This window comes from Streptomyces sp. NPDC029292, assembly GCF_055569295.1.
Genome location: NZ_JBVHXR010000010.1, coordinates 164,853 through 176,454, shown reverse-complemented (window position 1 = coordinate 176,454; position 11,602 = coordinate 164,853). Strand labels below are relative to the sequence as shown.

The window sequence follows — 11,602 nt, the reverse complement described above, 5'->3', positions numbered from 1 at the left end:
GGTTGCCTGATGGGAGTGCGGCTCATGGTGGTCGACGACCACCGACTGCTCGCCGAGGCCTTGGCCTCGGCCTTGAAGCTGCGCGGGCACCGGGTGCTCGCCGCGGCCGCGCCCGCCGCGGGAGCGGCGGAGCTGGTGATCACACGCGCACCGGAAGTGTGCCTGATCGGCACGGCGACACCCGCCGAGCCGGGAATCTTCGACCCGGTGGTGAAAATCAAACGCGAGCGCCCGCAGGTAGCGGTCCTCGTACTCGGCCCCGTACCGAACCCACGCGGCATCGCCGCCGCCTTCGCGGCCGGTGCCTCCGGGTACGTACGCCATGACGAGCGCATAGAGGGAGTCGAGCGCGCGATCATGAAGGCGCGGGCGGGCGAGGCGGCCGTGGCTCCACAACTGCTCCAGGGCGCCTTCAGCGAACTCCTCAACCCGGCCACACAGCCCGACGACGAGGGCCAGCGCCTGCTCCAGATGCTCACTCCGCGGGAGGTCGAGGTGCTGGTGAGAGTGGCCGACGGGGAGGACACGCGGCTGATCGCGGCCGGGATGGGGATCGCTCCGTCGACGGCCCGGACCCATGTCCAGCGGGTGCTGATGAAGTTGGGGGTGGGGTCGCGGCTGGAGGCGGCTGCGTTGGCGGCTCGTACGGGGTTGTTGGACCGGGCGGGGCCGGTCAACGCGTCTTCCGGTGATCCTGGGGGGCCGCGGCCGCTGGAGTAGGCAGGGCGGCGACACTTCAGTACGGATCAAGCCCAGAGAACGGCGGTGTCGTCCTGCCGGACGATGCCGCCGCGTACGACGCCGGCCTGCAGACCGAACCGCGCCTGGCTGACGCGTCCGAGCAGCTTGAGCAGGCGAGCGTCGGGCGCCAGTCCGTCGTGGGGTTGCGTCATGCCGACCATGACACAGCGGGGCATGGGCGGCCCCAAGCACAGCACGACGTCGTTGCCGAGGGCGAGGTGCCGACCCTGCCACTCGTCCTCGACGAAACCGGAGCCGGAGCCGGAGCCGGCACTGTCGACGTCCAGCACGATGTTCGCGCGGAAACGGGCGGCACCGACGGGTTCGCAGCGCAGCTGCTCCAGTTCGCGTACCGCGGCGGTGGTGATGACGTGGATCGGGGATTCGTCGTGGTGGGGCACCAAGGACTGGGGGCGCAACCGCAGCGGTTGGCCCAGCAGCACGCTCAGCGCCTGGGCGGCTGCCGGGTCGTCGGCGCGCTGTTCGCTCCCATCCGGGAAGGCCACCAGCGGCACAGGGCGCCCACCGCGGTCACGACCGCGCACTCCAGACGCGCCGGGCGGGACGAGTTGCGGGAGCAGACCGGTGTAGAACACGGCGATCTTGGGATTGAGCAGGTTGGTCAGCAGCCCTGTCCGCCACCCCGCGACGCGGACCGCTCCCTGCGCGGTGGGCAGGACCGGCGCGTGCCGGCTGTGCCACCACGCGTGCAGACCGAGTAGTACGAGGTACACCGCGCAGCGCGAGCTGAAATACCTTCAAGATAAAGGCTACGGATGGCGACGGGCTGACGTGGATGGCGCAAGACCCTATTGGGAGGTCTACAGAGTCCGCCCGTAGGTGTAAAGAGGAGCGGGAGGCGTGGTGGCCATTTCGGTCAAGGCATTCTTTCAAGAGGTTCGTGTGACATGCGAGGAGGCTGCGGAGAAGCTGCTCCTCGACGGCCCTAGTGAGACGGATGACGTGATGCCGGTATCGACGTATCTCAGTGGCCATGTCGCCTACGAAGTGGGGCTCGATATACGTGAGGGAATCGTGGAGACCACAGTAAAGTTTGAGACGGATGCCACGTATCTCACGATAGACGTCGAGGAGCTGGCGCTGGCTTTGAGGGTTGCCGAGCGGCGAGGTGGATTTTCGCGCAGTGCGCGCAATCTGAAGCAGTTGAAAAAGTCCTTGATCGGGCAGACGGGGTATGTCGAACTTGTGCATCCCCGGTTGGCTGGGGGAGATGCGGAAGGGTTGATGCGAGAAGCCGGCGCCGATATATGGCGATAGGACGGCCAAAGCTCCATCTACTGCCGTCACGTGCGTAGTCGCCTGACAGGAGCCGACGGCAACATGGGTGCGCACCGTGCATTTCCGCACCCCCGCGGGTCAGCCTGAATTTGTGGTTTGAGGTACCTCTGCGCAGCAGGGGATCCTTTGATTTCCGGGAGGTGAATGTCATGACTGAGCGCGATCTGGTAAGTGGCCTATCTGAATGGCTCCTGGGGTGCGGGTTTTCTGTCACGGAAGAACGCCAGGCTGGTGGATTCGAAGACATCCTGCTTCGTTTTGTCGGAGAGGGGTGCGAAGTGCACTTGATTCGAGAGAGAGGGGAATGGAGAATTACTCTGACTCCCCCTCTCGGTGAGCCTAAATTTCCCCCACAGATTTGGCGCTACTGTGTGGATAATGTTCCCATGAAGGTAACGCTGGTCGAACAGTCCGAGCCTTTCGAATCGGAGGTCGCCTTCGTTCGGAATAGGCTGCACGAAGTTATTGCCGCTGCGCGGTCCGATGAGACTATCGGGGACCGCCTTATCGGTATCAATTGGGTAATTGTCAAAGATAGGCTCGGACTGGATCCAGAAATGCCGCTGCCTGGACAGCCGGGATTCGGCAATTCGTAAGATCTGGCGGCGGTGCTGTGGCTTCGCACCCTCGCCTCCGCTCGACATCAGCTCTGCCGGCCTCTGCCGCCGCGTGGCGTAGCTCGAACAGGTCTCCAGCTCGGACACCGCCACCGGGAGCAGCGCGAGTGACATCCCACGTTGACGTGCAGGTTATGCCCGGCCAGCCGGGTGACTTGGCGCGAGCCCCGAGGGCTTGTCGACGTATGACCGCAGTGCCGGGAACGGGCACGCTTGAGAGGGCGGACTTACCTATCGTGAACCGACCCGATACATGCCGCACCCGTACCGCCGTCCTCGCGGCCTTGGTCATCCCCCTCGCCCTGATCGCCGCCTGCGACGGCGCTAACAGCGAGGGCGATGACGCCAAGAGCACGGCCTCTGCCCGGAGCACGCAGAGCGCCGCCAAGCCCCTCACTCCTGCCGAGTTGGGCTGGTCATCACGCCGGGGGTGTGCCGAGCCTGCCGGTCTTTATGTGGTGGAGGAGACCGGCGAGGGGGGCGGGGGTGGTGGTGAGGTGGGTGGTGGGGGTGTCGCTTTCGCGGAGGTGGATCGAGTGGGGGCGGGTGGTGGCGAGTTCCACGCAGGTGTTGCCGTCACCGCCGTCGGAGAACGTGGACTTCTGCCAGTGCACGGCCTGGGTCATGGAAGTGCCTCACAGTTCCTTTGACAGACGGTGGATGTAGTCCCGCGACGCCGTGGGGTTCAGCGCCGCCTTCTCCACCCTACGGAACAGCGTTCGGAGTCGGTTCAGTTGGGGCTCGGCGTCGATGAAGGCGGTGCCTGTCGGGGCATCGCGCAGACCGGTGTCCAGCTGGGGCACCGGACCGCCGGTGTACATCATCGAGGCGCCGGCACCGGCGAAGCCGTCCTGTTCGGTGGGGATGACCCGTACCGAGACGTGACCTCGCTCGATCTGGTCCAGGATTTCCCGGAGTTGAGAACGGGCGACCGGGCGGTCGGACACCCGGATACGCAGGGCGAATTCGTGGATGATCGTCTCGTACGGGGTGGGTGTCTCGCCCTCGATCGTGACGCGTCGCCTCATGCGGTGTTCCACGCGGGGCTCCAGCTCGCTGTCGGGCAGCTCCGGAACCATGTACGAGTAGACCGCCCGGGCGTAGTCGGGGGTCTGCAGAAGTCCCGGAACGTGAGTGATCACCACCTCGCGAAGGAACGTGGCATGGTGCTCCAACTCGGCGACGTCCAGGAACACCGGAGGCAACACCCCGCGGTACTCCTCCCACCAGCCTCGAGTGCGGTCGGTCGACATCGCCGTCAGGGCTTCGATCAACGGCTCGTCCGTGCAGGCGTAATGGGCGGCGAGGCGGCGCACGCGTTCCGCGCTCACGCCGACGACGCCGGACTCGATCTGGCTGATCTGAACCGAGTCGGCCCCGAGCAGCGCGGCGGCTTCCCGGGCCCTCATGCCGGTAGCCTCACGCAGTTTGCGCAGCTCAGCGCCGAGTCGCACCCTGCGGGCCGTGAGATGCCTCTTCGGCGGCATGACTGCCTCTCCTCGTCCCAACTGCCCCGTGGGCATACCTCGTTCGGGCGTCAGAATACGGCAACGTGTTGCGCATTCCTAAAGTTAGGAAATACCGTCAGTGACGCGACGCGCACGCTGCGGAACCCCGGGACCCCGGAAGCGCACCGCTCCGTCCTGCCACGACGGCTGTGAAACTGCCACCGCCCGCCTCGCCGCGCATCCCAAACTCCCCACACCACCAACGGAGTTCACGCATGCCGCAAAGCGAAAACGAACCCTGGGAGTACGCGCTCCACATCCCCCACGACCCTCGCGCGGTCACCGTCTGCCGCCGCACAGTCCGCCTGATCCTCACGATGCACGGCCTCATCCGCCTCACGGACGTGGCCGAGCTGCTGGCAACGGAGCTCGTCTCCAACGCCGTACGGCATACGAAGGGTCCCGCGACCCTGCGTCTGACATGGCGGAACGGAGTCCTGCGAATCGGCGCGTGGGACGCGAACCCTGAACCGCCCCCTCACGACCTCGTGGTGGCCCTCGACGCGGAGGCGGGCCGAGGCCTCGCGCTCGTCCGGGCCTGTGCCGACAGCTGGGGCTGTCATCCGCTGCGGCAGGGCGGTGACACCGGCAAGTACGTGTGGTGTGACCTCGGTGCCGCCTAGATCGTTGATCACGTAGTACAGAAAGGAGAGCCGATGGTCAGCTCGTCGCACGAGGCGCTGCACCGGATCTTCCAGAAGGACCCGGCTCTGCTGACTCGCGCCTGCCAGCGCTTGCTGCATATCCCGTTCCCGGAACCGCGCGACATCGCGATCCTGAACGCGGACCTCACGGAGATCGAGCCGGTCGAGCGCCGTGTGGACACGCTGCTGCGCATGGAGACGGACGAGGGGGACTACCTCCTCGTTGTCGAGGCGCAGGGGAAGAAAGACGAGGCGAAGCGTGGGAGTTGGGCCTACTACCTCTCGTATCTGTACGCGAAGTACCGCTGTGAACCGGTGCTGATCGTGCTGACTCAGAGCAGTGCCACCGCTCGCTGGGCGGCGAGACCCATCCGGCTCGGGTTACCCGGCTGGCACTCGCTGACTGTACGGCCGCTCGTCCTCGGGCCGGACAACGTGCCCGTGATCGTGGATGAACACCAGGCGGCGCGAGACGTTCCGCTCGCGGTGTTCTCGGCGATGGCTCATGGCCGGGGATCGGATGCCGCTGCCATACTGAAATCGCTGGCGGCAGCTCTGGAAACCATCGACCCCGAAAGCGCGGCGGTGTTCGCGCAGTTCGTCGAGTCGGGCCTGGTCGATCCTCAGGCGAAGAAGATCTGGAGGGATCTCATGACGTCAGTGAACTACTTCTTCCGGCACCCGGTCGCCGAACAGGTTCGCGCGCAGGAGCGCACCGCGATGGTCCTCAGCATTCTGGAATGGCGTGGGCTGGACGTCCCGGAGCCCGTCCGGAAGCGTGTGCTGGCCTGTGCGGATCTGGATCTCCTGGAAACCTGGGCGGAGCGGGCGGTCCACGCGGCTGCCGCGGAGGATCTGTTCGATGACGGCGGAGCCTGACGCGGACGCCGGGGTTCCGAACGGTGACGGGACCTGGTGGAAGCTGCCCGACTACATCTGGCTGGACCCCGCACGGTGGGCGTGGCTGGAGGCCGCCGAGCGGTCCTGGAGCGAGCGCTGCGGGGAGGACTTCGAACGGGGCCGTCTGCGGCGCATCCCCCTGAAACTCCTGTACCGGCGGGCCATCGAGCCCCCCCGAGGCCGGAGCCTCCCGTCAGGTGAGGCAATTGGTCGTTGAGTCTCACGACACGCCGTAAGTCGCGGCGAGTCGCTGAGACTCAACGACCAATTGAAGGGCCGACGAACTCCGGCCCCGCCTACGTCAGTTACTCCGTCGGCGGTTGCGGCTCGCCCTCCTCCGATGTCGACGCCGTCGGCGGTACCGGCGGAGCCAGTGGCCGGAGCAACAGCCAGACCACGAAGAAGATGCCCAGCGCGAGCATGCCGAGGCCGGTCCAGAGGTTGATGTTGACGCCCTCGGCCTTGGCGAGGTTGGCGTCGGAGACGGTGATGCCGGCGATCGTGACGATGACGCCGTAGATCAGGAACAGGCCGCCGATCATGAAGCGGATGTCGAAGAGGCGGGCGGCGGTCGCGGACTTCTGTTCCAGCTCGGTGACCTCGCGCTGGACGTCGCGGTCCGAGTAATGGTCGGACATGGTTTTAATCCTTCCTCGTCAGCACGAGATCAGAACGAGAACGGGATGTAGCAGGCGGCCGCGAGGATCAGCGCACCCCAGCCCAGCAGGGCGGGCCTGCGGTACCAGGCGTCGTCGCCGACGGCGGACGGCTCGGCCATGCCGGGGGAGCGGGTGCCGTAGACCAGGCCCTCGAGCTCCTCCGCCGGCTTCGGGGCGGTGAACAGCGACACCGCCACCATGACCACCGCACCGGCCACGAAGCCCGCGATCGCCGAGACGAAGTTGGCGCCCTGGTCGGAGGGGATGTCGATGATGCCCTGCTTGTAGATCACGAAGTAGTTGATCATCGCTGCCGTTGTGCCTGCCAGGAGGCCCCAGAAGCCCGATTTCACCGACGCGCGCTTCCAGAACATGCCGACGATGAAGACCACGAACATCGGCACGTTGAAGAAGGAGAACAGCGTCTGCAGGTAGCTCATGATGTTCGAGAAGGACGACGCCAGGAACGCCGTGCCCATCGACGCCAGTACGCCGATCACCGTGATGAGACGGCCGAAGCGGACGTAGTAGGTGTCCTCCCGGTCGGTCACCACGTACCTCCGCCAGATGTCCGACGTGAAGACCGTGTTGAAGGACGAGACGTTGGCCGCCATGCCCGCCATGAAGGCGGCCAGCAGGCCCGTCACCGCGATGCCGAGTACGCCGTTGGGCAGCAACTCCTGCATCAGATAGGGGATCGCGTCGTTGTATTGCAGGCCCGAGCCGCTCGTGCCGATCTTCGGGACCAGGACGGCCGCGACCAGACCCGGGATCATCACCAGGAAGACGATGAAGATCTTCGGGAACGCGGCGATGAGCGGCGTGCGCTGGGCCGCGCTCAGGTTCTTCGCCGACAGCGCGCGCTGCACCTCGGCGAAGTTCGTCGTCCAGTAGCCGAAGGAGAGTACGAAACCGAGGCCGAGCACGATGGTCAGCCAGTTGGCACCCAGCGGGTTGTCGCTGCCGATGCCCGTGCCGCCCCACGCGGTCGTGAAGTTGCTGCCGTGGGACTGGTCGAGCGAGTGCGTCAGACCGTCCCAGCCGCCGACCCGCTTCAGACCGAGCGCGGCGATCGGGATGAGCGCGGCGAGGATGACGAAGAACTGCAGCACTTCGTTGTAGATCGCGGAGGACAGGCCGCCGAGCGTGATGTACGCCAGCACGAAGAGGCCGGCCACCACGATCGCCACCCACTGCGGCCAGCCGAGCAGCGCCTCGACGACGATCGCGAGCGAGTAGAGGTTGACGCCGGCGATGAGGATCGCGGCGAAGGCGAACAGGATCGAACTCAGCAGGTGCGCCCACTTGTCGAAGCGGAGCAGCAGGAACTCGGGGACCGAGCGGACCTTCGAACCGTAGTAGAAGGGCATCATCACCAGGCCCAGGAAGACCATGGCCGGGATGGCGCCGATCCAGTACCAGTGCACGGTGTACACGCCGTACTGGGCGCTGTTGGCGGCCATGCCCAGGATCTCGGTGGCGCCCAGGTTGGCGGAGATGAACGCGAGGCCGGTGACCCACGCGGGCAGGGAACGCCCTGAGAGAAAGAAGTCGAGGCTCGTCTTCACCGAGCGGCGGGCGGCGAAGCCGATGCCGAGGACGGCGACGAAGTAGATCGCCAGGATCGTGTAGTCGAGGCCATTGGTGGGGAGCCGGAGTCCGGCCGCCAGGTGCGTGCCTGGTTCGGTGAGGAATGTGGGGGATTGTGTGGGGGACTGCATATGAACTCGCTTCGTCTCGCTTCGTTGCGCGAACTGATCAGGTCATCGCGTGAACCGATCAGAGCGGAACCTACGCCTCCACCTTCAAGAAATGAACACTTCTGGTGGTTTCTTTTGTTTGATTGTGATGTTGACGCAGGTGGTGATTTGTGGTTTGTTGTGTTCGGTTCTGTTTGAAGCTTTGAATGGGCGCGGATGGGGAGTCCGACTGTGAAGAAGACCTCGACCCGGCTGGCCGACGGTCGTGAGCTCATCTACTACGACTCACGCGACGACGTGGTGCGCGACGCGGTGGACCGGCGCCCGCTCGACCCGACCGTCACCACTTCGGAGGTACGGCGCGACCCGCTCCTCGGTGATTCGGTCGCGATCGCCTCGCACCGTCAGGGGCGCACCTACCACCCCCCGGCGAACGAGTGCCCCCTGTGCCCGTCGCAGGGCGACCGGCTCAGCGAGATCCCCGACTCCTCGTACGACGTCGTCGTGTTCGAGAACCGCTTCCCCTCGCTGGCCGGCGACTCCGGCCGCTGCGAGGTGGTCTGCTTCACCTCCGACCACGACTCGTCCTTCGCCGACCTGACGGAGGAGCAGGCGGGCCTGGTCCTGGAGGCGTGGACCGACCGCACCGCGGAGCTGTCCCACCTCCCCTCGGTCGAGCAGGTCTTCTGCTTCGAGAACCGCGGAGCCGAGATCGGTGTGACCCTCGGCCACCCGCACGGGCAGATCTACGGCTACCCCTTCACCACCCCGCGTACCGCCCTGATGCTGCGTTCCCTGGCAGCTCATAAGGAGGCGACGGGCGGGGAGAACCTCTTCGACGAGGTCGTCGCCCGCGAGGTGGCGGACGGTTCGCGGATCGTCCTCGCGACGGACCACTGGGTGGCCTTCGTGCCGTACGCCGCCCACTGGCCGTACGAGGTCCACCTCTACCCGCGCCGCCGCGTGCCCGACCTGCTGGGCCTGGACCAGGCCGCGCGCACAGAGTTCCCCCAGGTCTACCTGGAACTCTTGAGGCGCTTCGACCGGATCTTCGGTGAGGGTGAGCCTCCGACGCCGTACATCGCCGCCTGGCACCAGGCGCCGTTCGGCTCGCTGGAGGAGTTCGACGGCGTCAACCGCGACGACTTCGCGCTTCACCTCGAGCTTTTCACCATTCGCCGCACTTCCGGCAAGCTGAAGTTCCTCGCGGGTTCCGAGTCCGGCATGAGCGTGTTCATCAACGACGTGCCGCCGGAGACCGCGGCCCAGCGACTGCGAGAGGTAGCGAGTTCATGAGTGGGAAGTACCTGGTCACCGGTGGCGCGGGCTACGTAGGCAGTGTCGTCGCGCAGCACCTGATCGAGGCGGGCCACGAGGTCGTCGTCCTGGACAATCTCTCGACCGGCTTCCGCGAGGGCGTGCCCGCCGGTGCTTCCTTCATCGAGGGCGACATCCGGGACGCCGCCAAGTGGCTGGACTCCTCCTTCGACGCCGTGCTCCACTTCGCCGCCTTCTCACAGGTCGGCGAGTCCGTCGTGAAGCCCGAGAAGTACTGGGGCAACAACGTCGGCGGCACGATGGCGCTGCTCGCCGCGATGCGCGAGGCGGGCGTCCGCAAGCTGGTCTTCTCCTCCACCGCCGCCACCTACGGTGAGCCGGAGCAGTCCCCGATCGTCGAGTCCGCGCCGACCAAGCCCACCAGCCCCTACGGCGCCTCCAAGCTCGCCGTCGACCACATGATCACCGGCGAGGCCGCGGCGCACGGACTGGGCGCGGTGTCCCTCCGCTACTTCAACGTGGCGGGCGCGTACGGCGCCCAGGGCGAGCGGCACGACCCCGAATCGCATCTCATCCCGCTGGTGCTCCAGGTCGCGCAGGGCCGCCGCGACGCGATCTCGGTCTACGGCGACGACTACCCGACGCCGGACGGCACCTGCATCCGCGACTACATCCACGTCGCGGACCTGGCGGAGGCGCACCTGCTGGCGGTCGAGGCGGCCGCGCCCGGCGAGCACCTCATCTGCAACCTCGGTAACGGCAACGGCTTCTCCGTCCGCGAGGTCATCGAGACCGTCCGCCAGGTGACCGGCCACCCGATCCCCGAGGTCGCGGCCCCGCGTCGCGGCGGCGACCCGGCGGTGCTGGTGGCCTCGGCCCGGTCGGCCCGGGAACGGCTCGGCTGGAACCCGTCCCGCGCGGATCTCGCGGGGATCGTCGCGGACGCGTGGGAGTTCGCACAGAACAGGTCGAAGGAGCAGTAGGTGGGGGTTCGCGAGGGATTCGAGGAGCTGTACGGTGCCGCGCCCGAGGGCGTGTGGGCAGCTCCCGGCCGGGTCAATCTGATCGGCGAGTACACGGACTTCAACGAGGGTTTCGTGATGCCGCTCGCCCTGCCGCACACCGCGGTCGCTGCGGTGTCCCGCCGGGACGACGGCGTACTGCGCCTGCACTCGGCGGACATCGAGGGGCCGATCGTCGAGCTGCATCTCGACGAGCTGGTGCCGCTGACCGACACCAGCTGGGCCGCGTACCCGGCGGGTGTGGTGTGGGCGTTGCGTGAGGCGGGGCATGCCGTCGGCGGGGCCGATGTGCATCTCGCCTCGACCGTGCCGACGGGCGCGGGGCTCTCGTCTTCGGCGGCCCTGGAGGTCGTGACCGGGTTCGCGCTCAACGACCTGTACGAACTGGGGCTCACCCGGCCCGAGTTGGCCCGGATCGCCCAGCGCGCCGAGAACGACTTCGTCGGGGTGCCCTGCGGGATCATGGACCAGACGGCGTCCGCGTGCTGCACCGAGGGCCATGCCCTGCACCTCGACTGCCGTGACCTGTCCATCCGCCAGGTCCCCTTCGACCTGGCCTCCCAGGGTCTGTCGCTGCTGGTCGTCGACACCCGCGTGAAGCACGCGCTCGGTGACGGGGCGTATGCCGAGCGGCGCGAGGGGTGCGAGGAGGGGGCGCGGCAGCTCGGCGTGTCCCATCTGCGGGATGTCGCGTACGAGGAACTGGACGCGGCGTTGGAGCGGCTCTCCGACGAGCGCGTACGCCGCTACGTACGCCACGTCGTGTCGGACGACCACCGCGTGGACCAGGTCATCACGCTGCTCGACGCGGGGGACGTACGGGCGATCGGCCCGGTCCTGACCGAGGGGCATCTGTCGCTGCGGGACGATCTGCGCATCTCCTGCCCGGAGTTGGACCTGGTGGTCGACACGGCGAACGCCTCCGGAGCCTTCGGCGCCCGGATGACCGGCGGCGGCTTCGGCGGTTCGGCGATCGTGCTCGTGGAGGCCACCGACGCGGACACGATCACCAAGGCGATCGAGGAGGCCTTCGCCGCAGCGGGCTTCACCACGCCGCGGGTGTTCGAGGCGGTGCCGTCGGCGGGGGCACGGCGGCTCGGCTGACGCCGAGGGTGTTGTCGTAGCGGACTGGCATGCTCGCGTCCATGGACATGGACGCGAGCACGTACGTGAGCACGGACGCGCTCATAGCCGCCGGCCGGACACTCCGCTTCAACCTCTACCTCGGCGGCCA

Annotated in this window: 13 protein-coding genes; 8 read left to right on the top strand and 5 right to left on the bottom strand. The window is 67.1% G+C overall.

Annotated features, from left to right (window positions below; genetic code table 11):
• Positions 1-9 precede the first annotated feature (9 nt).
• On the top strand, positions 10-720 hold the full coding sequence (locus ACZ4WS_RS22865) for a helix-turn-helix transcriptional regulator (RefSeq protein ID WP_467983053.1): 711 nt from the start codon (positions 10-12) through the stop codon (positions 718-720).
• A 26-nt stretch (positions 721-746) separates the two neighbouring features.
• Here the strand turns inward: ACZ4WS_RS22865 and ACZ4WS_RS22860 are convergent, their stop codons facing one another.
• Positions 747-1,475, bottom strand: a complete 729-nt coding sequence (locus ACZ4WS_RS22860; RefSeq protein WP_467983048.1) for an MOSC domain-containing protein — start codon at positions 1,473-1,475, stop codon at positions 747-749.
• Between the two features lie 127 nt (positions 1,476-1,602).
• Between ACZ4WS_RS22860 and ACZ4WS_RS22855 the strand changes: the two genes are divergently transcribed.
• On the top strand, positions 1,603-2,019 hold the full coding sequence (locus tag ACZ4WS_RS22855; protein ID WP_467983045.1) for a hypothetical protein: 417 nt from the start codon (positions 1,603-1,605) through the stop codon (positions 2,017-2,019).
• 1,057 nt (positions 2,020-3,076) lie between these two features.
• On the opposite strand, the gene ACZ4WS_RS22850 is transcribed toward ACZ4WS_RS22855, so the two are convergent.
• A complete protein-coding gene (locus ACZ4WS_RS22850) occupies positions 3,077-3,283 on the bottom strand; it encodes a DUF397 domain-containing protein (protein ID WP_467983042.1) in 207 nt (68 codons plus the stop codon).
• A gap of 9 nt (positions 3,284-3,292) precedes the next feature.
• A complete protein-coding gene (locus tag ACZ4WS_RS22845; protein ID WP_467983039.1) occupies positions 3,293-4,144 on the bottom strand; it encodes a helix-turn-helix domain-containing protein in 852 nt (283 codons plus the stop codon).
• Positions 4,145-4,380: 236 nt separating this feature from the next.
• Here ACZ4WS_RS22845 and ACZ4WS_RS22840 point away from each other — a divergent pair, with 236 nt between their 5' ends.
• The 3 genes from ACZ4WS_RS22840 to ACZ4WS_RS22830 are packed head-to-tail and all read left to right on the top strand — an operon-like array spanning position 4,381 to position 5,926.
• Complete coding sequence (locus ACZ4WS_RS22840; RefSeq protein WP_467983037.1) at positions 4,381-4,788, top strand: ATP-binding protein; 408 nt, start codon at positions 4,381-4,383, stop codon at positions 4,786-4,788.
• A gap of 33 nt (positions 4,789-4,821) precedes the next feature.
• The gene (locus ACZ4WS_RS22835) at positions 4,822-5,688 is read left to right on the top strand and encodes a hypothetical protein (protein ID WP_467983034.1); all 867 of its coding nucleotides are present in this window, start codon (positions 4,822-4,824) and stop codon (positions 5,686-5,688) included.
• Positions 5,672-5,926, top strand: coding sequence for a hypothetical protein (locus ACZ4WS_RS22830; RefSeq protein WP_467983032.1), 255 nt, complete (start codon positions 5,672-5,674; stop codon positions 5,924-5,926). Before ACZ4WS_RS22835 ends, ACZ4WS_RS22830 begins: the two co-directional genes overlap by 17 nt.
• An 88-nt stretch (positions 5,927-6,014) precedes the next feature.
• On the opposite strand, the gene ACZ4WS_RS22825 is transcribed toward ACZ4WS_RS22830, so the two are convergent.
• Together ACZ4WS_RS22825 and ACZ4WS_RS22820 are read right to left on the bottom strand one after the other, a co-directional pair.
• Positions 6,015-6,347: a hypothetical protein gene (locus tag ACZ4WS_RS22825; RefSeq protein WP_467983029.1), complete on the bottom strand. Its 333-nt coding sequence runs from the start codon at positions 6,345-6,347 to the stop codon at positions 6,015-6,017.
• 29 nt (positions 6,348-6,376) lie between these two features.
• Positions 6,377-8,089, bottom strand: a complete 1,713-nt coding sequence (locus tag ACZ4WS_RS22820; protein WP_467983026.1) for a sodium:solute symporter family protein — start codon at positions 8,087-8,089, stop codon at positions 6,377-6,379.
• Between the two features lie 210 nt (positions 8,090-8,299).
• Here ACZ4WS_RS22820 and galT point away from each other — a divergent pair, with 210 nt between their 5' ends.
• From galT to galK, 3 genes are read left to right on the top strand one after another with little or no spacing between them, the layout of a single operon-like run.
• Positions 8,300-9,364, top strand: a complete 1,065-nt coding sequence (galT, locus tag ACZ4WS_RS22815) for a galactose-1-phosphate uridylyltransferase (protein ID WP_467983024.1) — start codon at positions 8,300-8,302, stop codon at positions 9,362-9,364.
• The gene (gene galE, locus ACZ4WS_RS22810; RefSeq protein WP_467983022.1) at positions 9,361-10,329 is read left to right on the top strand and encodes a UDP-glucose 4-epimerase GalE; all 969 of its coding nucleotides are present in this window, start codon (positions 9,361-9,363) and stop codon (positions 10,327-10,329) included. The genes galT and galE overlap by 4 nt, the downstream gene beginning before the upstream one ends.
• On the top strand, positions 10,330-11,472 hold the full coding sequence (gene galK, locus ACZ4WS_RS22805) for a galactokinase (RefSeq protein ID WP_467983019.1): 1,143 nt from the start codon (positions 10,330-10,332) through the stop codon (positions 11,470-11,472).
• Positions 11,473-11,602: the final 130 nt, after the last annotated feature.